Annotated in this window: 19 protein-coding genes and 5 pseudogenes; 22 read left to right on the forward strand and 2 right to left on the reverse strand. The window is 73.7% G+C overall.

What is annotated here, in order from left to right; all coding sequences use genetic code 11:
- Positions 1-230 precede the first annotated feature (230 nt).
- The gene (locus tag U6N30_RS02790) at positions 231-752 is read left to right on the forward strand and encodes a hypothetical protein (RefSeq protein WP_324276049.1); all 522 of its coding nucleotides are present in this window, start codon (positions 231-233) and stop codon (positions 750-752) included.
- A gap of 518 nt (positions 753-1,270) precedes the next feature.
- Here U6N30_RS02790 and U6N30_RS02795 read toward each other — a convergent pair.
- Entirely contained in the window at positions 1,271-2,851 is a 1,581-nt protein-coding gene (locus U6N30_RS02795; RefSeq protein ID WP_324276050.1) for a YveK family protein, read from the reverse strand.
- Positions 2,852-3,193: 342 nt separating this feature from the next.
- On the opposite strand from U6N30_RS02795, the gene U6N30_RS02800 reads away from it, so the two are divergent.
- The 21 genes and pseudogenes from U6N30_RS02800 to U6N30_RS02895 all read left to right on the forward strand — a co-directional run bounded on the left by U6N30_RS02800 (position 3,194) and on the right by U6N30_RS02895 (position 23,716).
- Complete coding sequence (locus tag U6N30_RS02800) at positions 3,194-3,541, forward strand: FAD synthase family protein (RefSeq protein WP_324276051.1); 348 nt, start codon at positions 3,194-3,196, stop codon at positions 3,539-3,541.
- Positions 3,542-3,982: 441 nt separating this feature from the next.
- Positions 3,983-4,684 carry a hypothetical protein gene (locus tag U6N30_RS02805; protein ID WP_324276052.1) on the forward strand — a complete coding sequence of 234 codons (702 nt, stop codon included), beginning with the start codon at positions 3,983-3,985 and terminating at the stop codon, positions 4,682-4,684.
- Positions 4,639-7,521, forward strand: coding sequence for a PKD domain-containing protein (locus tag U6N30_RS02810; protein WP_324276053.1), 2,883 nt, complete (start codon positions 4,639-4,641; stop codon positions 7,519-7,521). Before U6N30_RS02805 ends, U6N30_RS02810 begins: the two co-directional genes overlap by 46 nt.
- Positions 7,446-8,735: a PKD domain-containing protein gene (locus U6N30_RS02815; protein WP_324276054.1), complete on the forward strand. Its 1,290-nt coding sequence runs from the start codon at positions 7,446-7,448 to the stop codon at positions 8,733-8,735. The genes U6N30_RS02810 and U6N30_RS02815 overlap by 76 nt, the downstream gene beginning before the upstream one ends.
- Complete coding sequence (locus U6N30_RS02820) at positions 8,717-8,995, forward strand: hypothetical protein (protein ID WP_324276055.1); 279 nt, start codon at positions 8,717-8,719, stop codon at positions 8,993-8,995. Before U6N30_RS02815 ends, U6N30_RS02820 begins: the two co-directional genes overlap by 19 nt.
- On the forward strand, positions 8,992-9,681 hold the full coding sequence (locus U6N30_RS02825; RefSeq protein WP_324276056.1) for a DUF4352 domain-containing protein: 690 nt from the start codon (positions 8,992-8,994) through the stop codon (positions 9,679-9,681). The genes U6N30_RS02820 and U6N30_RS02825 overlap by 4 nt, the downstream gene beginning before the upstream one ends.
- A 159-nt stretch (positions 9,682-9,840) precedes the next feature.
- Positions 9,841-10,403: pseudogene (locus U6N30_RS32945) on the forward strand (transcription-repair coupling factor); the annotation flags it as partial.
- A gap of 939 nt (positions 10,404-11,342) precedes the next feature.
- Positions 11,343-12,095 (forward strand): DEAD/DEAH box helicase, encoded by a 753-nt coding sequence (locus U6N30_RS32950; protein ID WP_340371373.1) that lies wholly within the window; start codon positions 11,343-11,345, stop codon positions 12,093-12,095.
- Positions 12,008-12,529, forward strand: a pseudogene (locus tag U6N30_RS02840) (helicase-related protein); the annotation flags it as partial. The gene U6N30_RS32950 and the pseudogene U6N30_RS02840, both read left to right, overlap by 88 nt.
- 407 nt (positions 12,530-12,936) lie before the next feature.
- Positions 12,937-13,296, forward strand: a complete 360-nt coding sequence (locus U6N30_RS02845) for a TRCF domain-containing protein (RefSeq protein ID WP_324278141.1) — start codon at positions 12,937-12,939, stop codon at positions 13,294-13,296.
- A gap of 338 nt (positions 13,297-13,634) precedes the next feature.
- Complete coding sequence (locus U6N30_RS02850; protein ID WP_324276057.1) at positions 13,635-15,341, forward strand: MazG nucleotide pyrophosphohydrolase domain-containing protein; 1,707 nt, start codon at positions 13,635-13,637, stop codon at positions 15,339-15,341.
- Positions 15,342-16,359: 1,018 nt separating this feature from the next.
- Positions 16,360-17,394 (forward strand): HNH endonuclease signature motif containing protein, encoded by a 1,035-nt coding sequence (locus tag U6N30_RS02855; protein WP_324276058.1) that lies wholly within the window; start codon positions 16,360-16,362, stop codon positions 17,392-17,394.
- Positions 17,395-18,026: 632 nt separating this feature from the next.
- Positions 18,027-19,304: a phosphopyruvate hydratase gene (gene eno / locus U6N30_RS02860; RefSeq protein WP_324276059.1), complete on the forward strand. Its 1,278-nt coding sequence runs from the start codon at positions 18,027-18,029 to the stop codon at positions 19,302-19,304.
- Positions 19,305-19,678: 374 nt separating this feature from the next.
- Positions 19,679-19,900 (forward strand): hypothetical protein, encoded by a 222-nt coding sequence (locus tag U6N30_RS02865; protein ID WP_324276060.1) that lies wholly within the window; start codon positions 19,679-19,681, stop codon positions 19,898-19,900.
- A gap of 86 nt (positions 19,901-19,986) precedes the next feature.
- A complete protein-coding gene (locus U6N30_RS02870) occupies positions 19,987-20,157 on the forward strand; it encodes a hypothetical protein (protein WP_324276061.1) in 171 nt (56 codons plus the stop codon).
- Positions 20,097-20,366 (forward strand): annotated as a pseudogene (locus U6N30_RS02875) (DUF501 domain-containing protein); the annotation flags it as partial. The gene U6N30_RS02870 and the pseudogene U6N30_RS02875, both read left to right, overlap by 61 nt.
- Before the next feature lie 118 nt (positions 20,367-20,484).
- Positions 20,485-21,459, forward strand: coding sequence for a Ppx/GppA phosphatase family protein (locus U6N30_RS02880; RefSeq protein ID WP_324276062.1), 975 nt, complete (start codon positions 20,485-20,487; stop codon positions 21,457-21,459).
- 47 nt (positions 21,460-21,506) lie between these two features.
- On the forward strand, positions 21,507-22,280 hold the full coding sequence (locus U6N30_RS02885) for a uracil-DNA glycosylase (protein ID WP_324276063.1): 774 nt from the start codon (positions 21,507-21,509) through the stop codon (positions 22,278-22,280).
- 43 nt (positions 22,281-22,323) lie between these two features.
- Positions 22,324-22,674 (forward strand): annotated as a pseudogene (locus tag U6N30_RS33155) (FAD-dependent oxidoreductase); the annotation flags it as partial.
- A gap of 143 nt (positions 22,675-22,817) precedes the next feature.
- Positions 22,818-23,030 (forward strand): annotated as a pseudogene (locus tag U6N30_RS33160) (NAD(P)/FAD-dependent oxidoreductase); the annotation flags it as partial.
- A gap of 59 nt (positions 23,031-23,089) precedes the next feature.
- On the forward strand, positions 23,090-23,716 hold the full coding sequence (locus tag U6N30_RS02895) for an NAD(P)/FAD-dependent oxidoreductase (protein WP_324276065.1): 627 nt from the start codon (positions 23,090-23,092) through the stop codon (positions 23,714-23,716).
- A 4-nt stretch (positions 23,717-23,720) separates the two neighbouring features.
- On the opposite strand, the gene U6N30_RS02900 is transcribed toward U6N30_RS02895, so the two are convergent.
- Positions 23,721-24,536, reverse strand: a complete 816-nt coding sequence (locus tag U6N30_RS02900) for an alpha/beta hydrolase (protein WP_324276066.1) — start codon at positions 24,534-24,536, stop codon at positions 23,721-23,723.
- Positions 24,537-24,603: the final 67 nt, after the last annotated feature.

Consider the following 24,603-nt stretch of genomic DNA (forward strand, 5'->3'; position numbering starts at 1 on the left):
CGCCGTCCGGACGACCGTGCTGCTGCCGGTCGTGCGCGCCGAACCGCACGACGCACAGCCGGTCCCGGTCGGCGCCTGAGCCCGCGGGGCGCTCCCGGACGCGGGTCGACGAGCTCCCCTTCCGGGGGACGCTGCTCGTGGCAACCACGAGAACGCCACCGCAGCCCCTACCATCGCCCCGGCGCGCTACCGCGCCGATGACCGGCTGAGCAGGGGGCGTCTCCGTGTCCATGGCGACCGTCCGCGTGGGCGCGGCTGCGTTCCTGATGGTGGCCAGCACCGTCGTCTGGCGCCGGGGTGAGGTCTTCTCGGGCTCGGTGGACCCCGTGGTCCTGGGCAAGGCTCTGTGCAGCGTCCTGGCGCTCGCGTTCGCCTTCCTCGCGGCGCAGGCGGCCGGGTCGCGACGTTCCCGGTTGGGCACCGGCACGCTGTGGTTCGTCGGAGCCGTGCTCGTGTCGTCGGTGCTCGGTGCCTTCGCGCACGGGACCCTGGTCGCCAGCGCGGTGATCGCGGTCCGGGTCGCCATCCTGGCCGCGACGGTGTTCTTCCTCCTGCGTGCCGCTCCCCTTCCAGGTCCTGCGTGCCGTGGTGGTGTCCTGCGGCCTGGTGGCCGGGGTGTCCGCGGCGACCGGCCTGCCGAGCATGTTGAGCGGACGGTTCTTCGGCGGCATCCCGCCCCTGCATCCCAACGGTCTGGCCCTGCTCGCCGGCGTCGTCGTCGTGTGGACGGCCTGGCGGACGGCGCTGGGTGAGGCGCGGGGGCTCCACGCGCTGCTCGGGGGCGGGTTCCTCGCACTCGTGTGGATGACCGGCTCCCGGACCGCCCTGCTCACACTCCTGCTCGCCATCGGCGTCATGGCCCTGCACCTGCGGCGCGCCCGCGTCGGCCTCGTGGTCGGAGGGCTGGTCACGGTGGCGCTCGGGTCGGTGGCGGTGGTGACGACCGGGGCCGTCGCCCGCTTCCTGGAGCGCGACGGTGACGGCACGAGCACGCTGGAATCCCGTTTCGTCGCCTGGACAGCAGCCCGGTCGTGGGCCGAGTCGTGGTGGCAGTGGGCGTTCGGTGGCGGGCTCTCGGTCAAGCTGATCCCTGTCCGGGGCCAGTGGTGGAACGAGCAGCTCCTGGACAGCAGCTGGGTGTCCGCGCTGGTGCAGACGGGGCTGGTCGGGCTGCTCGTCTCCGGGCTCTGGGTCGCGTGGTCGGTGGCCGGGTCCCTCCGTGTTCCTCGCCCGCACCGCGTGCTGTTCCTGGGCCTGCTCACCTTCCTGCTCAGCCGCAGCGTGCTGGAGAGCGGGCTCTTCGACGCGACGCCGGAGTTCCTCCTGCTGCTCGCGGTCTCGCTGCTGGCCGAGGGCGGGTCACGACCCGCGCTGTCCGACGGGCCCGACGCCGGCGACGTCGGGTCGACGCGCGGCGCACGGCCCACTGGGCGAGCGTTCGCGGCGGGGAGCACCCGGGTCTGACCGCGCTGCCCCAAGTACGGGCGGCGCCTGCTCGCGGACCGCTGCAGGGCTGGAGGACGCCGGGGCTGGAGCCGGCAGCCATTCGTGCCGCCGGCCCCGCCGAGCCCTGCGGTCCGAGCGGAGCCCTCAGGGACGCTTGCGCAGGTCCCGGCCGGGCGCGGTGCCGGTGGTGACCGGCGTCTTGGACGGACCGCGCCGCTCCGGCGCCGTCGTCGGGCCGGACGCGGTGCCCGCCGGCGGGGAACCCGGAGCCGGGTCGGGTCGATCGTGCGCGTGTCGTCGGGGCCGCCGCCCGGCGCACCTGCCGGCTCCAGCTCCGCAGGAGCACCAGCGCGACGGGACTCAGGTCCACCGCGGACGTCATCGCCTGCAGCTCGCCGAGCTGGCCGGCCGTGACGCGTCCGGCCTGGGCCACGATGAGGAGGCCGTCCTGACCGCCCGCGATCCGGCGCCAGTCCCGGAGTGCCACCACGGGTGCCGCCACCGTCAGCCTGACCCGGGCGTCGCGATCGGCACCGTCGGGTGCCTCCGCCGGATCGCCGACCACGACGGCAGGAACCCCGCGGGCGGACAGCTCGTTGGCGACGTCGGCGAGCAACCGGGCCAGCGCCGCCTCCTGTCCGGACGTGGGCGACACGGCGAGCAGGCGCACCGTCCCCCGCTCGGCCAGGGTCTCCAGCTGCCGGATGAGGGCCGCAGCGGGTGTGTCGGGCTCGTGGCGGCTGCGACCGGCGCGGGGCGCGTGCACGCTGACGTCGGCGCCGCCGCCCCAGGCGCCGCGGACGTCGTCCTCGGTGTGCAGTGCGGGGCTCATCCGGCTCCGCGTGATCGCGACTGCCAGGCCGAGGGAGAGTCCGACGACCAGGCCGAGCGCCAGCAGCAGCACGGGGTCGGGCGACGCCGGGCTGGCCGGGACGGTCGCGGGGTCGGTCACGGTCAGGCTGACAGGTGACCGGCCGTCGGCCGGCGCCTCGAGGCTCTCCACGACCTGACCGAACTCCTCGGCCACGGCGTTCGCGATGTCCGCGGCGAGCTGCGGTGATGCGGAGGTCACCGAGATGTCGATCTGGGACGTCTCGACCGGGTTGCTGGCCGTGACGGTGGCGCGCAGGTCCCGGAAGGGCATCTCCAGACCGAGTTCCTCGATGACCGGGGAGAGCACCGCCAGGCTCTGGGCGATCTCGGGATAGCTGCGCACCCGCTGGTTCACGAACTGCGAGCCGCTCGTGCCCTCCAGGGAGCTGGCGACGAAGACCCCGGCGGTGGCGCTGTAGGTCCGCGGCGAGACCTGGATGGCTACGACGGCGACCAGGAGGCCGATCGCGGTCAGTCCGACCCAGGTCCGCCAGTAGCGGCCGAGAGCCGCCAGATAGTCGCGCAGTTCCATCGTCCCCGCCTGCCCTCACGTGCCTCGGTCACCGGTGCGGACGCATGCCGCCCGGTGGCCCCGCGAACGGGGCCCTCTGTGCAGGTTAGGGCCGTGCGGAGCCGCTGATCAGACGGCGCGTGCCCGTCTCACCCCTTCGGGCGGGCGCGCGCGAGCGGCTCGAGGGCGGCGCCGGCAGCGGCGGGGCGGCCGCCCCGGGCGGCCGTCCTTTCGGGTGAAGTCCACGGCACGGGTCACTCTAGGTGACCATGAGCATCTACGTTCTGTCACAGCTCGGGCCGTGGCGTCGAGTACGACGGCCCTCGATCCCGGGGGTCGCTGGGGGCAGCAGGGGGACATCGCATGACGATCATCGGTTACGCGCCCGGGGCGTACGACCTCTTCCACGTCGGACACCTCAACATCCTCAAGCACGCCGCGGACCACTGCGACCACCTCATCGCCGGGGTCGTCTCCGACGAGATGCTCGTGCTCACCAAGGGCCGCGCGCCGGTCATCCCGCTCGCCGAGCGCATGGAAATCGTGCGCAGCCTGCGGTTCGTCGACGACGTGCACGCGGAAGTCGTCCCCGACAAGATCGACACCTGGCGCCAGGTGCGCTTCGACGTGATCTTCAAGGGCGACGACTGGCGGGGGACGCCCAAGGGGACCGGCTGGAGCGGGACTTCGCCCAGGTCGGCGTCACCGTGAAGTACTTCCCTACACCATGCACACGTCGAGCACGATTCTGCGCAGGGCCCTCGCCGCGATCGACGCCGGGGACCAGGCCGGCCGGGCGACTGCAGCCCGCTCCTCCTGACAGGCCTCGCGAGCGGCCGACCACGTACGGGTGACTTTGCACCGTGAGTGGTTGGTTCGACTACAGAGCGTCTTGACTACTGATCACGTTCCGTCAACATTCCTCACCGGCCACCGACCGGGGAGCGCCGACGAAGGCGTCGGGCTCCGTTCATCGACGGTGAGCCAGTGGCGCACGAACCTCACGGGGAGACCAGTCATGCATCACAGCGTTGCCACTCGGGCCGGCACGTTCCGTCGGGGGTGTCGGTCTCGGTGGCCGGCGCCCTGGCATCCGGGTTGGTCCTTCTGGGGCTCGTGGTGCCCGGCACAGCGTCGGCCGACACCGCACCCGTGGCCGGCACACCGGCCACCGTCTCCGCGGACGCCCTGCCGACCGTGCAGACCGACGGCGTGGTCTGGTCGATGGTCACCGTGGGGAACACGGTGTACGCGACGGGCAGCTTCGCCACCGCCACCCCGCCCGGCGGGGGCGCCGGCACCCCGCGCGGCAACCTCCTGGCCTTCGACATCCGTACCGGGGAGCTCATCCCCGGCTTCGACCACACGCTCAACGGTCAGGGGCGCACCGTCGTGGCCTCGCCCGACGGCTCCCGCATCTACGTCGGCGGTGACTTCACCACCGTCGACGGCGTGGCGCGCGGGCACGTCGCGGCGTTCGACGTCGCCACCGGTGCCTTGCTCAGCGGCTTCGCCCCGACGCTCAACCGTCCGGTCTACTCGATCGCCGACACCGGCTCGACGGTCTACGTCGGTGGCAACTTCACCGTCGCCGGCGGTCAGACCCGCACCCGGCTCGCGGCCTTCTCCTCGGCCACCGGCGCCGTCACCTCCTGGGCACCGACGGCGAACAACACCGTGCGCGGCATCGTCGTCGACCCGACGGGCACGCGCGTCGTGCTCGCCGGCCAGTTCGACCAGGTCAACGGCATCACCGCCTACTCCATCGCGTCGGTGGACACCGCCGGCGGCGACGCCAGGTCGCAGCCGTGGGGATCAACAACCACGGCGACCCGGCCGGTGCCTGGACCCTGAAGATGTACGACGGCATCGCCTACGCGTCGGTGTACGCCTACCAAATCGGCAACGTCGAGGGCGTCGTCGCCTTCGACCCCACCGACTTCGACCTGGTGTGGATGAACGACTGCCACGGCGACCCGTACGACACCTGGTCCGACGGCACGGTCGTCTACAACGCCAACCACGTGCACGACTGCGAGACCGCCGGCAGCTTCCCCGACCCGAGCCCCCGGACCTGGCAGCGCGCCACCGCCATGACCGTCGAGGCCACGGGCACCCTCAAGCCGACGACGGACCTCCCGCGGTACACCAGCTGGGATCCCAACCCCAGCCCGACGATCCTGCACTTCTGGCCGACCCTGAACGCCGGCACCTGGACCGGTCAGTTCCAGGGCCCGTGGTCGGTGACCGGTGCCGGCGACTACGTCGCGTTCGGCGGCGAGTTCACCTCCGTGAACGGCCAGCGGCAGCTGGGCCTCACCCGGTTCGCCAAGCCGTCGGCCGCGCCCAACGACCGCGGCCCCGAGCTGTCGGCCGCCCAGATGGCACCGACCGCGACGTCGACCACGGCCGGCACCGTGACGGTCACCTGGCCCTCCTCGTACGACATGGACAACGAGTTCCTCACCTACCGGCTCTACCGCAACGGCGGGAGCACTCCGGTCCACGAGGTCACCAGCAGCTCGGCCTGGTGGAACATGCCGATGCAGCGGTTCACCGACACCGCCCCGGCCGGCTCCACGGTCTCCTACCGGGTGACCGTCACCGATCCGGCCGGCAACTCGGTCACCGGTGCGGCCTCCAACACGGTCACGGTGGCGACGAGCACCAGCGTGTACGCCACCGAGGTCCTCGGCGACGCTCCTGACCAGTACTGGCGGCTCGGCGAGCCCTCCGGCGGCACCTCCTACGACTACGTGGGGAACGCCCACCTGACCACGGGCTCCGGCATCGGCCGCGGGAGTTCCGGCGCGGTCAGCGGGGACGACGCGATCACCGCGGAGGGCACCGACGTGGGCAGGGCCGCGATGAGCGACACGGTGAGCACCTCCGGGGACACGTTCTCGGTGGAGGCCTGGTTCCGCACCAGCTCGAGCGACGGCGGCGTCATCGCCCAGTACGGCGAAGCACTCACCGAGATGTCCGTCAGCAACACCGACCGGGCCCTCTACGTGGATGCGGACGGGCGCCTCTCGTTCGGCCTCTCCGCGCGTGGACAGGACCGGGTGACGAGGTACACGACCGTTCGCAGCGGCGCGCAGGTCGACGACGGGCAGTGGCACCACGCGGTCGCCACGGTGGCGGCCGACGGCACCAGGCTCTACGTCGACGGTGCAGAGGTCGCCGCGGACGCAGCGATGACTCGTGGGAACACCCGCGTCGGTCCCGGCTACTGGATGCTGGGCAGCGGAACCTTGCAGGGTGTTCCCGCCGAGCCGTCCAGTCCCTCTCTCGCCGGCGGGATCGACGAGGTCGCGATCTACTCCACGGCGCTGAGCGCTGCCCAGGTGGGTGAGCACTTCACCGCCGCCGACGCCACGGTTCCCAACGAGGCGCCCACCGCGGCGTTCCAGGCCACCGTCGTCGGGCTCGAGGCGCAGCTGGACGGCACGGCCTCGGCCGACGTCGACGGCACGGTCGATGCCCACGCCTGGGACTTCGGCGACGGTTCGAACGGCACCGGTGCGACGGTGTCCCACACCTACGCGGCGGCGGGTACCTACACCGTGACGCTGACGGTGACCGACGACGACGGCGCGACCGCGGCCGCCACCCGCGAGGTGACGGTCGAGGAGCCGCCGGCCACGGGCACCGTGCTCGCCGACGACGGCTTCGACCGGACGGTGTCCGGTGGGCTGGGCACGGCCGACGTGGGCGGTGCGTGGACGGCGTCGGCCGGGTCGAACCGGCAGTCGGTGAGCGCGGGCACCGCGACCCTGAACCTGCCGAACCCGGGGAACAACACGGGTTCCTACCTGGGTGACGTGTCGGCCACCGACGTGGATCTGACGGCCACGCTGTCCGTGAGCTCGATGCCGACCGGCGGGGGCACGTACGTGTACCTCAGCGGCCGTCGCGTGGCAGCGAACCTGGACTACCGGCCGAGGCTGCGGCTGACGCCGGACGGCCAGGTCGCGGTGGCCCTGTCGCGGCTCGCGGGCGGGGAGTCCTGGCCCGGCGGCGAGCAGATCGTGCCCGATGTGACGTTCTCGGCGGGAACGGCGTTGGCCACGCGGGTCGTGGTGACCGGCACCTCGCCGACGCAGATCTCGCTCACGGTGTGGGAGGCGGGCACGACCGAGCCGGCCACGCCGACCATGAGCTGGACCGACGACACGGCGGGCCTGCAGGTCCCCGGTGCGGTCGGGGTGAGCGCCTACCTGACGGGCAGTTCGACCTCGGGGACGGCGGTGCGGCTGAGCAGCTTCCGTGCAGCCGCTCCGGGCGGCGACGAGCCGCCGGCGGAGAACCAGGCGCCGACCGCCGCCTTCGCGGCGGCCTCGGACGCGCTGACCGTGGCGGTCGACGGGTCGGGTTCGGCCGACGCCGACGGCACGGTGGACTCCTTCGCCTGGGACTTCGGCGACGGGGCCACGGGCACCGGTGCGACGGTGTCGCACACCTACGCGGCGGCGGGTACCTACACCGTGACGCTGACGGTGACCGACGACGCCGGGGCGACTGCCACGGCCGACCAGCAGGTGACGGTCGAGGCCGTCACCGAGGAGCCCCGCCGGCCGACGGCGCCATCGCCAGTGACGCCTTCGACCGGACGGTGTCCGGTGGCCTGGGCACGGCCGACGTGGGCGGTGCGTGGACGGCGTCGGCCGGGTCGAACCGGCAGTCGGTGAGCGCGGGCACCGCGACCCTGAACCTGCCGAACCCGGGGAACAACACGGGTTCCTACCTGGGTGACGTGTCGGCCACCGACGTGGATCTGACGGCCACGCTGTCCGTGAGCTCGATGCCGACCGGCGGGGGCACGTACGTGTACCTCAGCGGCCGTCGCGTGGCCGCGAACCTGGACTACCGGCCGAGGCTGCGGCTGACGCCGGACGGCCAGGTCGCGGTGGCCCTGTCGCGGCTCGCGGGCGGGGAGTCCTGGCCCGGCGGCGAGCAGATCGTGCCCGATGTGACGTTCTCGGCGGGAACGGCGTTGGCCACGCGGGTCGTGGTGACCGGCACCTCGCCGACGCAGATCTCGCTCACGGTGTGGGAGGCGGGCACGACCGAGCCGGCCACGCCGACCATGAGCTGGACCGACGACACCGCCGCTCTCCAGGCACCGGGAGCGGTGGGGCTGAGCAGCTACCTCACCGGCAGCTCCACGGCGGGCACCTCCGTGCTCGTGACCGGGGTCGAGGCCGTCGTCCCCGACGGTGGCGGCGATGAGCCGCCGGCGGAGAACCAGGCGCCGACCGCCGCCTTCACGGCGGCCTCGGACGCGCTGACCGTGGCGGTCGACGGGTCGGGTTCGGCCGACGCCGACGGCACGGTGGACTCCTTCGCCTGGGACTTCGGCGACGGGGCCACGGGCACCGGTGCGACGGTGTCGCACACCTACGCGGCGGCGGGTACCTACACCGTGACGCTGACGGTGACCGACGACGCCGGGGCGACTGCCACGGCCGACCAGCAGGTGACGGTCGAGGCCGTCACCGAGGAGCCCCGCCGGCCGACGGCGCCATCGCCAGTGACGCCTTCGACCGGACGGTGTCCGGTGGCCTGGGCACGGCAGACGTTGGCGGCCCGTGGACGGTGCGGGCCGGTGGGTCGCGGCAGTCGGTGGACGCGGGCATCGCGACGCTCACCGTTGGCCCGGGCAACAACACCGGCTCCAACCTGGCCGGCGTCGCGCAGACCAGTGCCGACGTGCGGACGTCGCTGTCGCTGTCGGCGGTGCCGAGCGGCGGGTCGGGGACCTACGTGTACGTGGTGGGTCGCCACGTCGGCGTCAACCAGGAGTACGCGGCTCGGGTGCGGGTGCTGCCCGACCGCAGCGTCGGCGTGTCGGCGGTGCGGTTCAACGGGACGAGCAACGAGACTGTGCTCGGATCGATCGTGACGCTGCCCGGGGTCACCTACACCCCGGGGACAGAGCTGGAGGTGCGGCTGCAGGTGACCGGTACCGCGCCGACCAACCTGGCGGTCACCGTGTGGCCGGCCGGGACGACGGAACCGGCCAGCCCGACGCTGACCGCCACCGACGACACGGCGGAGCTGCAGGTGCCGGGTGGGGTGGGCCTCGCCGCCTACCTGTCGGGCAGCGCCACCGCGCCGACCTCCGTCCGGTTCACCGGTCTCGCCGTGCGGAGCCTCGGGTGACCGGCCCGTCCGCCTCCGGGCGGGGCCGCCGCGCGACGTGGCTGCGCCGGGGCCTCCCGGTGCTGCTCGTCGCCCTGGTGGCCGGGCTGCTGGTGTGGGCGCTGGACGGCGACGGCGATCCGGGGTCCACCGCGGCTCCGGAGAGCTCCGCTGCCCCGTCGTCCGACCCGGGGACGGTCGAGCCCGAGGCGACCCCGACCGGATCACCGGCGCCGATCACGCAGGCGTCGGCGGCGGAGGTCGTCGCCCGCGAGGGCGTGCCGGAGTCGGCGCGCACGGTAGCGGCCACGCAGGTCAACTTCGCGGTGCCGTCCGAGTGGTCCGACGGCGCCTCGGTGCGGGTCGTCGACGCCGTCCAGCAGGTGACCGAGGGCCGCGGCCCCGGCGAACTGGCCGGGCAGCCCCAGACGGTGTTCACCCTGGAGCTGACCAACGGCACCGGCGCGTCGCTGGACCTCAACGGCGTCGTGGTGCAGGCGACCTACGGCTCCTCGGCGACCCAGGCCGCACCGCTCTACGACGACGAGACGACGGACTTCGGGGGCAGCCTGGAGCCCGGTGCGACCGCCACCGCGGTGTACTCCTTCGCCGTGCCCGAGGACCAGCTCGGGGACGTGACCCTGTCGGTCGACGTCGACGGGTTCCGCTTCCCGGCCGTGTTCACCGGCGCCGTTCCCGCGCGCTGATCGGGCGCGTCGGCCGGCCCCGTCGGCCGGCCGACGCGCGGGGCTAACCTGGGGCCCGGCCCCTGCCGCACTCGGCGGCACGGTGCGGCCGGCCGACCCCGGGAGAGAACCAGCGTGACCTTGCGCGGCGTGCTCGACGTCGTCCTCACCGATCCCGGCATGGCGCGCGTCGTCGCCTCGGCCGGGCACGCGTCGCTGGCCGTCACCGCGCCCCCGCCGGTGCAGCCTCTGGTCGCCGCCGCGCTGGCCGCGCAGCGGCCCGGAGCGGGCGTTCCCGTCCTGGTGGTCACCGCCGGCGAGCGGGACGCCGACCAGACCGCCGACCTGCTGCGCTGCTTCCTCCCCGGCCGGCGGATCGAGACGTTCCCCGCCTGGGAGACGCTGCCGCACGAGCGACTCAGCCCGCGCGCGGACACGGTCGGCCGCCGGCTGGCCGTGCTGCGCGACCTGACCCACCCCGGCGAGAACGGCACGATCGACGTGCTCGTCGCCCCGGTGCGCAGCGTCCTCCAGCCGCTCGCGCCCGGTCTGGGCGACCTGGTCCCGGTCGAGCTCGCGCCCGGGAGCTCCGCAGACCTCGACGAGGTGGCCCGCGCCCTGGTCGACGCCGCCTACACCCGGGTGGAGCTGGTCGAGAAGCGCGGCGAGTTCGCGCTGCGTGGTGGCCTGCTCGACGTGTTCCCCCGACCGAGCCGCACCCGGTGCGCGTGGAGTTCTGGGGCGACGAGGTCGACGAGCTGCGCTACTTCTCCGCCGCCGACCAGCGTTCCCTCGACGAGCGCCCCGAGCGGCTGTGGGCGCCGCCGTGCCGCGAGCTGCTGCTGTCGCCGGAGGTGCGCGAGCGCGCGGCCGCCCTCGCGGTCGAGCACCCGGAGCTGACCGAGATCCTCGGCAAGCTCGCCGAGGGGATCGCGGTGGAGGGGATGGAGTCGCTCATCCCCGCGTTGGTGGCCGGCGAGATGCAGCTGCTCACCGACCTGGTGCCGCGGGGAACGCACGTGCTGGTCTGCGACCCCGAGCGCGTGCGCACCCGCTCGGCCGACCTGGTGACCACCGCGGAGGAGTTCCTGGCGGCTTCCTGGTCGACCGCGGCCGAGGCGGGTCAGGCGCCCATCGATCTCGGGGCGTCGTCCTTCCGCGACCTCGCCGAGGTCGAGACGGCCGCCCGCATCCGCGGCCTTCCGTGGTGGACCACCGGCACGTTCACCCTCCAGGCCGACGACGACGACAGCCACGTCACCCTCGACGCCACGACCGTCGAACGCTTCCACGGTGACCAGACCAAGGCCGCCCAGCAGCTGCGCGCCTGGCACCGCGACCGCTGGCGGGTCGTCGTCACCTTCGCCGGTCCCGGCCCCGCCCAGCGCGCGGCCGACCAGTTCGCCGAGGCCGACCTGGGTGTGCGGCTGGTGCCGGACATCACCGGCCCGCCGGCGGCCGGCATCACCCAGGTCACCCAGGGCAACCTCGAGGCCGGGTTCGCGTTCCGCAACGTCGGCCTGGCGCTGCTCACCGAGCACGACCTGACCGGCCAGCGCGGCACCTCCATGCGGGACGCGCAGAAGATGCCGGCCCGTCGACGAAACGCCGTCGACCTGGTGCAGCTGCAGCCCGGCGACCTCGTCGTCCACGAGCAGCACGGCATCGGCCGCTACATCGAGATGATCAGCCGCACGGTCAACGGCGGTCAGCGCGACTATTTGATCGTCGAGTACGCGCCGTCGCGGCGGAACCAGCCGCCGGACCGGCTCTTCGTCCCCACCGACGCCCTCGACCAGCTCACCCGATACGTGGGCGGGGAGGCGCCCGCGCTGTCCAAGCTCGGTGGCGCCGACTGGAAGAACACCAAGAGCAAGGCGCGCAAGGCGGTCAAGCAGATCGCCGCCGAGCTCATCCGGCTGTACTCCGCGCGCATGGCGACGAAGGGCCACGCGTTCGGTCCCGACACGGTGTGGCAGCGCGAGCTCGAGGACGCCTTCCCGTTCCAGGAGACGCCCGACCAGCTCGGCGCCATCGACGAGGTCAAGGCCGACATGATGCAGCCGGTCCCGATGGACCGGATCATCTGCGGCGACGTCGGTTACGGGAAGACCGAGATCGCGGTGCGGGCGGCCTTCAAGGCGGTGCAGGACGGCAAGCAGGTCGCCGTCCTGGTGCCGACGACGCTGCTGGCCAACCAGCACTACAAGACCTTCTCGGAGCGGTTCGCCCAGTTCCCGGTGACGGTCGCCGTCCTGTCCCGGTTCCAGTCGAAGACCGAGAGCGACGAGATCATCCGGAAGCTCGCCGCGGGGAGATCGACGTCCTGGTCGGCACCCACCGGCTGCTGCAGCCGACGACCCGCTTCAAGGAGCTCGGCCTGGTCATCGTCGACGAGGAGCAGCGCTTCGGCGTCGAGCACAAGGAGTACCTGAAGAGCGTGCGGACGGCGGTCGACGTCCTGTCGATGTCGGCGACGCCCATCCCGCGGACGCTGGAGATGTCGCTGACCGGCATCCGCGAGATGTCGACGATCCTCACCCCGCCCGAGGAGCGGCACCCGGTGCTGACCTACGTCGGGGCGTGGGAGGACAAGCAGATGGCAGCGGCGATCCGGCGCGAGCTGCTCCGCGACGGCCAGGTCTTCGTGATCCACAACCGGGTGCAGTCCATCGACAAGGCGGCCGCCAAGATCCGCAACCTGGTGCCCGAGGCCCGCGTCGCCGTCGGGCACGGGCAGATGAAGGAGCACGAGCTCGAGCGGATCATGGTCGGCTTCTGGGAGAAGGAGTACGACGTCCTGGTCGCGACGACGATCGTCGAGTCCGGCCTGGACATCCCCAACGCCAACACCCTGATCGTCGACCGGGCCGACACCTTCGGCCTCTCCCAGCTGCACCAGATCCGGGGCCGGGTCGGCCGTGGCCGCGAGCGCGCCTACGCCTACTTCACCTACGACCCCACGCGACCGCTGACCGAGACCTCTGTCGACCGGCTGACGACGATCGCGCACAACACCGACCTCGGTGCCGGCATGGCGGTGGCGATGAAGGACCTGGAGATCCGCGGGTCGGGCAACCTGCTCGGCGGGGAGCAGTCCGGGCACATCGCCGGCGTCGGGTTCGACCTCTACGTCCGGCTGGTCGGGAGGCGGTGGCCGACTACCGGTCCCAGGTCACCGGCGAGTCCGCGCCGGTCGAGCCGCTGGAGGTCCGGGTGGATCTGCCGGTGGACGCGCACCTGCCGCACGACTACGTCCCGGGCGAGCGGCTGCGCATGGAGGCCTACCGCAAGGTCGCCTCGGTGCAGACCGACGAGCAGGCACAGGCCGTGCTCGACGAGCTCACCGACCGCTACGGCGCCCCGCCGGCCCCGGTGCTCAACCTGCTCGCCGTCGCCCGGTTCCGGACGGCGATGCGCGCGCTGGGCATCACCGAGGTGTCGCTGCAGGGGCGGGCCATCCGGATCAGCCCGGTGGTGCTGCCGGAGTCCAAGCAGATGCGGCTGGCCCGCCTCGCCGACGGCGCCTCCTACAAGGCCGCCGTCGAGACCATCTCGCTCAAGGTGCCGGTCGGTCCGGACCGCCGCACCCGCTGCGCGACGTCGCCCTGCTGGAGAACCTGCACTCGGTGCTGAGGGCCGTCCTCGGTGAAGGACCCCCGCCCCCACCACTCGCAGGCTCGCGGCGGGGCCCTGCAGGGGCCTGATCGGGGCGGCGTGCGAGACCGGTCACACGGGATGTGGGAAGGTCCGGGCGTGCTGAAGCGTCGCGTTCCCCGGCTGCTGGTGTCCGGGTTCCTCCTCGCCGTCACCGTCTCGGGTCTGTCGGCCTGCCGGACCTCGCCCAACGTGGCCGCCTACGTGGGCGACGCCCAGATCTCGGTCAGCGAGCTGCGGTCCGCCGTCGAGGACCGGCTGGAGGACCCGGAGGTCGCGGCCTTCGCCGAGACCGGGGCGACGAGTACACCCGCCGGGTGCTCGACCTCCTGGTGCAGGAGGAGGTCTACGCCGCGGCGGCCGAGCGCTTCGACGTGCAGGTCAGCGACCGGGACGTGCGGGCCCGCATCGACGAGCTGCTCGGCGACGACGACCCCGACGAGGTGTTCGCCCAGCTCGCCCAGCAGGGCATCGGCCGAGCGGACGTCATCGAGAACGTGCGCCAGCAGCTGGTGCGACGGGAGATCGCCGAGGCCGAGGGCGGGGCCGGCGCGCTGGGCGAGGAGGCGCTGCGGGCCCGGTACGAGGAGGTCCGGGAGAGCCTCGCCCAGGTGTCCTTCGGCTACATCACCGTGCCCGACGAGGCGACCGCGCAGACCGTGGTCGCCCAGCTCACCGCCGACCCGGCCGCCTACCCGGCCGTCGCCGCGCAGTACGCCGGCGCGGCGACGATCCCGGCGCTCGAGTCACGCGCGCCCGAGGAGCTGCCGGGCATCCTCGCGGAGGGGATCGCGGCGGCGGCGCCCAACACGGCGTTCGCCACGCCGGTGCCCGAGGCCGGCGGGGTGGTCGTCACGTTCGTCGAGGGAACCGTCTACCCGACGTTCGAGGAGGTGCGGCCCCAGCTGGAGGAGGAGGCCGCCGAGGTGGTCGAGGCAGCGGGCAACGAGCGCATCGAGGCTGTCCGCGAGGACCTGGGGGTGACGGTGAACCCGCGCTACGGGCCCCTCGACGGCGGCGTCGTCGACATCCTCGGCGACGAGGACACGGCCCTCACCCCGCCCCCGCCGAGTAGCCGGTCGGGACCGGTCGCGGAGACTGACCGGGTGCCCGTCGTCTCGGTCGTCCCGGTCAGCCCCCATCTCCCCGGCCTGCTCGGAACGGCCGGCTGGCGTGCGGTGACCAGCGGTCGACCGGTCGTCGCGCTGCCCGGCGCCGGCGCGTCCGCCGCCGAGCTCCGGCGACACGGCGTCGACGTGGCCGACGTCGGCGCCGAGGCGGCGCGCGACCGCCCCGACGACGTGGTCTGCCTCGTCACGCCGGAGGAGGTGCACCTCTTCCCGGGTGCGCCGGCCGTCGCGAGGCCGGTGGGCGCGGGGCTGCTCGACGTCGTGGCGGTGATGGACCGGCTGCGGTCTCCCGGCGGCTGCCCCTGGGACGCCGAGCAGACCCACTCCTCGCTGCGCGGCTACCTGCTGGAGGAGGCGCACGAGGCCTACGACGCGATCGTCGACGACGACCCGGCGGCCATGCGCGAGGAGCTCGGGGACGTCCTGCTGCAGGTCGCGTTCCACGCCCGGGTGGCCGCCGAGGCGGGCGCAGAGCGCCGCTTCGACATCGACGACGTCGCCGGCGACCTCGTGGCCAAGCTGGTGCGGCGGCATCCGCACGTCTTCGGGGACGCGGGCCCCCGGGACGTCGCGGCCGTCGAGGCGGGGTGGGAGGAGATCAAGAAGGCGGAGAAGCAGCGCACGTCACCCACCGAGGGGTCTCGCGGTCCCAGCCCGCGGCCGCGTGGGGAGCGGCGCTCGTGCGGCGGGCCGGGCGTGCGGGGCTGCGCACGCCGGAGCCCGCGGACCTCGCCGACGACAGCCCCGAGGCGTTGGGGAGCGTCTGCTCGGCGTCGTCACGGCCGCCGAGCAGCGTGGTTGGGACGTCGAGGACGCGCTCCGCGAGGCGGTCCGCCGGTACGCGGGGAGCTCGACGCCGAGGCCGCCGCCTCCTCCACCGGCCACCCGTCGTAGCTCGTACGCGGCTCTTCCACCCGCTCGGCCGTCGTCCACAGGCGGGATCTGCACTGGTCAGCAGGCCAGATCAGCGATATCATCGAACACATGTTCGAGGATGCGCGCGGAGGCCGCCGAGCTCATCCCGCCCTTCCGTCCTCGTTCGAAGGGGTCCTGGCGACGGCTCTCCTGGATCGCCGCCAGAAGTCCGTGATCGAAGTGTTCCGGCCTGTGCCGGGAACCGCAGGGAATGGGCGCTCCGCGATGGCGGTCCCGGTCCGGGACGTCCGTCGGCTCCCGAGCGCCCCGCCGGGGACGAACCGGACGGTGCGGACGACGCGGGGAGCTGCGACGCGCGCTCGACGCCGGCATCGGTCATCTGGAGCGGGCGGCCGCCGCGTCCAGGGAGATCGCACGGCTGTCGGCCGTGGTGGCGACGTCGCTGGCTGCATTCGCCCGCTGCCGGCCATCCGCACTGCTGGACCGGCAGCCGGGGGAACGGGGGCCATGTCGGCCGCCACCCGGGCGGCACGTCCCGCTGCGTTGTCGGAGGTGAGCGAGTGGGCGGTCGACGATGTGGCTCCCTCGCTGGGCGTCACCGCGGCGGCTGCCGGAGCGCAGCTGGTGGAGTCGCTGGTGCTCGTCGAGCGGCTGCCCGGCACGCTCGCCCTGCTGGCCCGTGGCGAACTGAGCCCGGCGCATGCGCGGCAGATGGTGAACGTGGTCGGCCCGGTCGAGGACGATGCGCTGCGCGCCGACATCGAGGCGCACGTGCTGGGACTGCTCGACCGCAAGACGCCGCCTCAGCTGGGCGACTGCGCACGGCGCATCGTGCTCCGCAAGGACGCCGACGCCGCCGCCCGGAAGCTGGTGGCCGCTGTCCGTGAGCGCGGCGTGCGGCTGCACGACCGCCGCGACGGCACCGCCACGGTCTCCTCGACCTCACCCTGCCCGCCGCGGCGGCGATCTACCGGGCGCTGGAGGAGTACGCGGGGACGCCCGGACCGACGGCGACGAGCGGACCAAGCAGCAGCGCATGGCCGACTGCGTCCAGGACCTGATCCTGCGGCCGGGGCAGCACGGCATGCCGCCCGTCACCATCGCGCTCACCCTCGTCGCAACCCTGGAGACGATGCTCGGCGGCGCGGAGCCCGGGCAGGTCGAGGGGATGCTGGTGCCGGCCGACCTGGTGCGCGAGCTCGGCTACGCGTTCGGCCTGATGCCCCGACCGGCGCCGGACGTGGCAGATCTGCCCGACGACGCTGCACCCGCGCCGGAGACCCGGGACGCGTCGGCGACCGGCGCATCGTGCGCTGACGCAGAGCGAGGATCCGAGCCGGGGCCCGACCCAGAACCCGACCCCGCCCCCGATCCCGATCCCGATCCCGAGCCAAGGCCCAACCCCGCCCCCGGCCCAGAGTCCGAGTCGCCCCGGGGCGCGACAGAACACCCGGCCACCCCGGTCGGGGACCGCACGCTGGGCGAGTGGCTGGCGTTGGCCCGGGCGCGGAACGAGGCAGCGGTCCGGGAGGGGTTGACCGGGGCGAAGCAGGCGATCCTCGACGGCACGTGGAGCGACGGTGAGCTGCGTGCGCTGCTCGACGTGGGGGCGCTGATCGGAGTGCGCGACCTCGACGGCACCGGGCTGGCGCATCGTCCGCGCATCGCCGTCGTCGACAAGCTGCGGGGCAGCCTGGTCGCCCTGACCGACGCCGCGGGAATCCGCCGCGGTGCCTGCCTCGGCCCGCCCCCGGAGACCGACGGATACACGCCCGGAGCCGAGCTGGACCGCTTCGTCAGGCTGCGCGACCGGCGCTGCCGCTTCCCGGGCTGCCGGGCCCGCGCTCGCACGTGCGACCTCGACCATCGGCAGGAGTGGCCCGACGGCCCGACCGCGCACGAGAACCTCTGCTGCCTGTGCGAGCACCATCACCGGCTCAAGCACCAGGCGCCGGGCTGGCGCTTCGACGAGGCCGACGACGGAGGGCTGGCGATCACCATGCCCAGCGGCGACATGCTGGTCAGTCACCCGCCGCGGTTCGGCAGCGACCTCGACGTCCCGCCCTTCTAGCTTCCTGGTCCGGGTCCGTCCGTCCAGCCGACCTTCAGCACGCCGTCCGCGAAGCAGATGTCCCATAGCGGCCCACTTGGCGACAGCCGTGCCGTCACTCACCGGAGGGGCAGTTCTGCCGCCGCCCGGAGTATCTCGCCCTGCACTGCGATGCTGTCCGCTGACCATGGCGCTAGGACTAGGAGGACGAATGAGTGACTGGGTCGCGGCGCTCGTCGTAATCGGCGTCGTGGTAGTCCTCAGTGCCGTGCTGTACATCCACCTAAGAAGCAAGTGAACAGGCAGAACGCCAGCGCGGTGACTTGGGCTGCCGTACTTGGACTAACCATGCTCGTGACCGCCTTGGTCATCGCTCACTTGCAGGGCTTCGGCACACTGCCGATTCGACTGGTCGTCTCCCTCACGGCAGGAGCGGGCACGTTCGCAGCTGTGCTCCTAGCGAAGCGGAATCGGGGTTGACTTCCAGCGCCGGATGCACCCCCATTAGGGACAGCCTGACGGTCGACGGGTGGGGGCGCATGCAGGCGACCCCGCGGGCGAGACCGCCGGTTCTGGTCTTCCACGGGCCGTATGGAGACGTCAGTGGCGCGCGGCTGTCGAGCCGGGCCGACCGAACTGGTTAGGCTGCCCCCGTGCCGAGCATCGATGCAGTAGGCGCGCGGGAGATCCTGGACTCGCGCGGAAACCCCACCGTCGAGGTCGAGGTCGCCCTCGACGACGGGACCATCGCCCGGGCCGCCGTGCCCAGCGGCGCCTCCACGGGCGCCTTCGAGGCGGTGGAGCTGCGCGACGGCGGCGAGCGCTACGGCGGCAAGGGCGTGACCAAGGCCGTCGACGGCGTCCTCGACGTCATCGGCCCCGAGCTGGTCGGCTACGAGGCGACGGAGCAGCGGCTGGTCGACCAGCGGCTCATCGACCTCGACGGCACCCCGGACAAGTCGCGCCTGGGCGCCAACGCGATCCTCGGGGTCAGCCTCGCCGTGGCCCGCGCCGCGGCGGACTCCACCGGTCTGCCGCTGTTCCGCTACGTCGGCGGCCCTTCGGCCCACCTGCTGCCGGTGCCGATGATGAACATCCTCAACGGTGGTGCGCACGCCGACAGCAACGTCGACGTCCAGGAATTCATGATCGCCCCGATCGGTGCCGCCACCTTCGCCGAGGCGCTGGCCATGGGCACCGAGACCTACCACGCGCTCAAGGCCGTGCTGAAGAAGGACGGTCTCGCGACGGGCCTGGGCGACGAGGGCGGCTTCGCGCCGAACCTGTCGAGCAACCGCGCGGCCCTGGACCTGATCGTCCGGGCGGTCGAGCAGGCCGGCTACTCCGTCGGCAGCGACATCGCCTTCGCTCTGGACGTCGCGGCCACCGAGTTCCACAGCGACGGCGGATACGCCTTCGAGGGCAAGACCCTCTCGGCCGGCGACCTCACCGACTACTACGCCGACCTCGTGGCCAACTACCCGATCGTCTCGATCGAGGACCCGCTGTCCGAGGAGGACTGGGAGGGCTGGATCGCGCTCACCGACACCCTCGGCGACAAGGTCCAGATCGTCGGCGACGACCTGTTCGTCACCAACCCCACCCGCCTGGCCGACGGCATCGCCCGCGGCGCGGCGAATGCGCTGCTGGTCAAGGTCAACCAGATCGGCACGCTGACCGAGACCCTCGACGCGGTCAACCTGGCCCACCGCAGCGGCTACCGCTCGATGATGAGCCACCGCTCGGGCGAGACCGAGGACACCACGATCGCCGACCTCGCCGTCGCCACCGACTGCGGGCAGATCAAGACCGGAGCTCCGGCCCGGAGCGAGCGCGTCGCCAAGTACAACCAGCTGCTGCGCATCGAGGAGGAGCTCGACGACGCCGCCCGGTACGCCGGGGCGGCCGCCTTCCCGCGCCTGGCCAGCTGAGTCGCCGGCGGATGAGCGCAGTCGGATGAGCACAGTCGGATGAGCAACGTCCGCGGTCGGCGGAGCGGATCGCCGGGCGACAGCCGGCGGACCGGCCGGGCACCCCGTGTGCACCCGAGCCGACCGGTGCCGGCCGGCGTCCGCAGCAGCGCCACGAACCGGCCCGGTGCCCGCCGTCCGGTGCGCCGGTCGGTCCGGGCGACGGCCGTGGGCGCTGCCCGCCGGCGACCGCTGTTCACCGGTCGCGCGGTCCTGCTCGGGGCGCTGGTCCTCCTGCTCGCCCTCACGCTGGCCGGCCCGATCCGGCAGTACCTGGCCGGGCAGGCCGAGCTCGAGCAGCTGGCCGCCGAGGGCGGGAGCTGGACCAGCGGGCGGTGGAGCTCCGCGAGGAGCTCGAGCGGCAGTCCGACCCGGTCTACGCCGAGCGGCAGGCCCGGGAGCGGCTCACCTACGTCCTGCCCGGCGACCGGCTTGTCGTCGTCGTGGACGGCGAGACCGTGGAGGGTGACGCGGGCACGCTGGCGTCGGCCGGCCCGGACGAGGAACTGCCCTGGTACGAGGGCCTGATGCAGTCGCTGGCCGACGCCGACGGCTGAACCAGAAGGACCCCGCCGCCCCCGCGAACCGCACGTCACCAGGGGCCGGGCGGCACTCGGCTGACCCGCTGCCGCAGACTCATCGGGTGAGCACCCCCGTCACCGACGTCGAGCGGGAGATCATCGCCCGCCAGCTCGGCCGCCCCCGCGCGCCCTCGTCGCGGTGGCGCACCGTTGCCCGTGCGGTCAGCCCGACGTGGTCGAGACCTCGCCCCGGCTGGAGGACGGCACCCCGTTCCCGACGCTGTACTACCTGACCTGCCCCCGGGCCACGGCCGCAGCCAGCCGGCTGGAGTCGGCCGGCCGGATGCGGGAGTGGCAGGAGGAGCTGGCCACCGACCCCGAACTGGCCGCCGGGTACCAGCGGGCGCACGAGGCCTACCTCGCCACCCGGGACGCCCGCGACGTCCTGCCGACCCGGATGACCGCCGGAGGGATGCCGGACCGCGTGAAGTGCCTGCACGCGCTGGCCGGGCACGCCCTCGCCGCCGGCCCAGGGGTGAACCCGATCGGTGACCGGGCCGTCGAGGAGATGGGGAGTGGTGGGCGGCAGGTCCGTGCGCCCGCCCGGCCGAGGAGACCCCGTGACCCGCGTCGCCGCGATCGACTGCGGCACCAACTCCATCCGGCTGCTGGTCGCCGACGTGCCCGAGCGCGGCGCGCACACCGACCTGACCCGCCGCATGGAGGTCGTGCGCCTGGGCCAGGGTGTCGACGCCACCGGCCGGCTCGCCCCGGAGGCCATCGAGCGCACCCGGATCGCCCTCGCCGGGTACGCCGACGCCGCCCGCGAGCTGGGTGCGACCGGGGTCCGGATGGCGGCCACCAGCGCGAGCCGGGACGCCGCCAACCGGGCGGACTTCGAGCAGATGGTCCTGGCCACGCTCGGCCGGCTGCCGGACGTGATCACCGGTCGCGAGGAGGCGGAGCTGTCCTTCCTCGGTGCCACCGCCTCCCTCGACGCCGCGGCCGGCGCCCACGGGGCCGCGGCGCCCCGGCCTCCCTTCCTCGTCGTGGACATCGGCGGCGGGTCGACGGAGTTCGTGCTCGGCGACGCGTCCGGCGTGCGCGCGGCCCGGTCGGTCGACATCGGCTGCGTCCGGCTGACGGAGCGGCACCTGCACGGCGACCCGCCGACCGGCGAGCAGATCCGCCGGGCCGAGGACGACATCCGGGCCGCCCTGCACCAGGTGGCGGCCGAGGTGCCGGTCGGCGAGACGGCCACCCTGGTCGGCGTCGCGGGGTCGGTGACGACCGTCGCCGCGATCGCCCTCGGCCTGCCGGAGTACGACCCGGACGCCATCCACGGTTCCCGCATCCCGGTCGGCGCCGTCCGCGACGTCTCCGCCGACCTGCTCGCCGCGACGCGCGCCCGACGCGCCGCCATGCCGGTCATGCACCCCGGCCGCGTCGACGTCATCGGCGCCGGAGCGCTCATCCTGCGGGTGCTCATGGACGAGTTCGGGCTGGCCGAGGTCGTCGTCAGCGAGCACGACATCCTCGACGGCATCGCCCTCCGCCTCGCCCGCCCTCAGGCACTCGCCCGCCCCCGGGCATAGGAACCTATACCTGTGTTCTGGCGCCCCGGATGCACGTATAGGTTCCTATGCCTCTAGACGCTGACGGGTTCCCGGTCACGCGAACCCCGGCCGGGGTCGTCCGCTCGGCTTCGGGGGCCCGCGACCTCGCCGTCCTCGACGACCGGATCTCCGGCTGCTACGCCTGCCCCCGGTTGGTGGCCTGGCGCGAGGAGGTCGCGAAGGTCAAGCGCGCCTCCTTCCGCGACGAGGAGTACTGGGGCCGCCCGGTGCCGGGTCTCGGCCCGGCCGACGCGCGCATCGCCGTCGTCGGGCTGGCGCCGGCCGCGCACGGCGGCAACCGCACCGGGCGCGTCTTCACCGGGGACCGGAGCGGGGACTGGATCTTCGCGGCACTGTGGCGCGCCGGGCTGGCCAACCAGCCGACGTCGACCCACATCGGCGACGGACTGGAGCTGACCGGTGTGCGGGTGGCGGCCGCCGTCCGCTGCGCGCCCCCGGACAACGCGCCGACCCCGCAGGAGCGCGACACCTGCAACCCCTGGCTGGCGCGCGAGCTCGCGCTCCTGCCGGACCTGCGGGTGATCGTCGTCCTGGGTGGGTTCGGCTGGACGGCGCTGTGGCCGGTCCTGGCCGCCGCCGGCCACCGGATCCCCCGACCACGGCCCGCCTTCGGGCACGGGATCGAGGTGCAGCTCGAAGGCGCTCGCGGACCGCTGACGCTGCTGGGCAGCTACCACGTCAGCCAGCAGAACACCTTCACCGGCCGGTTGACCGAGCCGATGCTGGACGCCGTGCTGAGCCGGGCGACCGAGCTCGCCGGCTTCCCTCCGCGGCAGTAGGTCCCAGCAGGTCGGCGCACCGTCCCGGGCCTAGGCTCGGTGCATGGCCGAGGCGACCGCTCGCGAGCTGACCCACCGCCCCGTGATCCTCGTGGTCGGTGGGGGCTACGTCGGTCTCTACACCGCGCTGCGCCTGCAGAAGAAGCTGTCCCGGGGGCGTGCGGAGATCGTCGTGGTCGACCCGCAGCCGCACATGACCTACCAGCCCTTCCTCCCCGAGGCCGCCGCCGGTTCCGTGGAACCCCGCCACGTCGTCGTCCCGCTGCGCCGCACCCTGCGGCACTGCCGGGTCATCACCGGAGCGGTGACCGGGCTCAGCCACGCGGAGAGGCGGGCCCGGGTCGCCCCGGTGGAGGGGAAGAGCTTCGAGGTCTCCTACGACGTGCTGGTGATGGCGGCCGGTTCGGTTGCGCGGACGCTCCCCATCCCCGGTCTGGCGGAGCACGGCATCGGCTTCAAGAACGTGGGGAGGCCATCTACCTGCGCAACCACGTCCTCGCCCGGCTCGACGCCGCCAGCTCGACCGACGACCCGGTCGTGCGGCAGCGGGCCCTCACCTTCACCTTCGTCGGTGGCGGCTACGCGGGGGTGGAGGCGTTCGCCGAGCTGGAGGACATGGCGCGCTACGCCATCGCGCACTACTACCCCCGGCTGTCCCCGACGGACATGCGCTGGGTGCTCGTCGAGGCGATGGGCCGGATCCTGCCCGAGGTCGACCTCGACATGGCCGCCTGGACGGTGAAGCAGCTCAGCGCCCGGGGCATGGACGTGCGGCTGAACACCCGGCTCGAGTCGGTGTCGGCCGAGGGGTGGTGCGGCTCAGCGACGGCGAGGAGTTCGCCAGCGACACCCTGGTGTGGACGGCGGGCACGAAGCCGAACCCGATGCTGGCCTCAACCGATCTGCCGGTCGACGGTCGCGGGCGGGTCGAGTGCGAGACCACGCTGCAGGTGCGTGGCATGCCCGACGCCTGGGCGGCCGGCGACCTGGCCGCCGTCCCGGACCTGACCGCGGACAGCCCGGACGTGACCACCGCGCCCAACGCCCAGCACGCCGTCCGGCAGGCCAGGCGGCTGGCCGACAACATCGTCGCGGTCCTCGCCGGTGGCGAGCCGGTGCCCTACCGGCACAAGTACGCCGGGTCGGTGGCCAGCCTGGGTCTGCACAAGGGCGTGGCCCAGGTCTACGGCGTGAAGCTCAAGGGCTGGCCCGCCTGGTTCATGCACCGCAGCTACCACGTGAGCCGGGTGCCGACCTTCAACCGCAAGGCACGGGTGGTCGCGGACTGGACGCTGGCCTCGCTGTTCCGCCGGGAGGTCGTCTCCCTGGGGCAGCTGCAGGATCCCCGGCGCGAGTTCGTGTCCGCCGCCGCCACCGGCCGCAGCGCCCAGCCGCCGGCCCCGGCAACACCGCCGTCCGGGGCCGGGGCCGCCTGATCGCTCAGCCGGCGGGCAGCCGGCGCTCGCCGTCCGCGAGGTGGGCGCGGAGCGAGGACCCGAGCGCGCTCACGGCCGCCGTGGACGCCGTCACCAGTCCGGCCGAGGCGTGCGCGACGTGCCAGAGCCCGTCCAGCCGGCGCAGGTCGACCGGGACCCCGGCGGCGCGGGCGCGGTGGGCCAGGCGGACGGCGTCGTCGAGCAGGATCTCCTCGCTCCCGACGTGCATCGTGATCGGCGGCAGACCGGCGAGGTCGGCCTCCAGCGGGGCGAGCTCGGCGGGATCGGTGCCCGTGCCGAACTCGCGGGCGCACCGGCGCAGCCACGCCGGCCGCAGCATCGCGTCGGTGCGGTCGTCGGGCCAGGCGCTGCCGGTGAGGTCCAGCCAGGGAGAGATCAGGCCCAGCGCGGCCGGCGCGGGATCGCCGCTGTCGCGCAGCCACAGCGCGGCCGTGAGCGCCAGCCACCCGCCCGCGGAGTCGCCGGCGACCGCGGTGCGGCCCGGCGTCGCCCCGCGGTCGAGCAGCTCCCAGTAGGCGGCGAGGACGTCCTCGAGTGCTGCCGGGTAGGGGTGCTCGGGCGCCAGGCGGTAGTCCAGGACGTGCACGGTCGCTCCGCTGGCGGCGGCCAGGTGGGTGGCCAGCGCGCGATGCGTGGCGGGGAGCCGGTGGTGAAGCCGCCGCCGTGCAGGTAGAGGAGCGCCGTGCCGGGATCGCCGCCGGCCGGGACCAGCGTCTCGGCCGGTCTGCGGCCCAGGCGGCCGGAGCGGATCTCGACGCCCTCGGCCGTTGGCGTGGGCCGGGTGACCATGCCCAGCCACCGGCGCTGGATGCCCACCGGCATGCGCGGGCCGAGCACCGGACGGACCAGTCCACGGACTCCGGCGC

Origin of the sequence: Blastococcus brunescens, from assembly GCF_035320885.1 — a bacterium.
Lineage (GTDB): Bacteria > Actinomycetota > Actinomycetes > Mycobacteriales > Geodermatophilaceae > Blastococcus_B > Blastococcus_B brunescens.

Bases quoted from the DNA above. Each gene is read 5' to 3' on its own strand.
- U6N30_RS02790 (WP_324276049.1), top strand. From the start codon at position 231: ATGGCGACCGTCCGCGTGGGCGCGGCTGCGTTCCTGATGGTGGCCAGC.
- U6N30_RS02795 (WP_324276050.1), bottom strand. From the start codon at position 2,851: ATGGAACTGCGCGACTATCTGGCGGCTCTCGGCCGCTACTGGCGGACC.
- U6N30_RS02800 (WP_324276051.1), top strand. From the start codon at position 3,194: ATGACGATCATCGGTTACGCGCCCGGGGCGTACGACCTCTTCCACGTC.
- U6N30_RS32950 (WP_340371373.1), top strand. From the start codon at position 11,343: ATGATCAGCCGCACGGTCAACGGCGGTCAGCGCGACTATTTGATCGTC.
- U6N30_RS02845 (WP_324278141.1), top strand. From the start codon at position 12,937: ATGGAGGCCTACCGCAAGGTCGCCTCGGTGCAGACCGACGAGCAGGCA.
- U6N30_RS02855 (WP_324276058.1), top strand. From the start codon at position 16,360: ATGGCCGACTGCGTCCAGGACCTGATCCTGCGGCCGGGGCAGCACGGC.
- U6N30_RS02885 (WP_324276063.1), top strand. From the start codon at position 21,507: ATGCCTCTAGACGCTGACGGGTTCCCGGTCACGCGAACCCCGGCCGGG.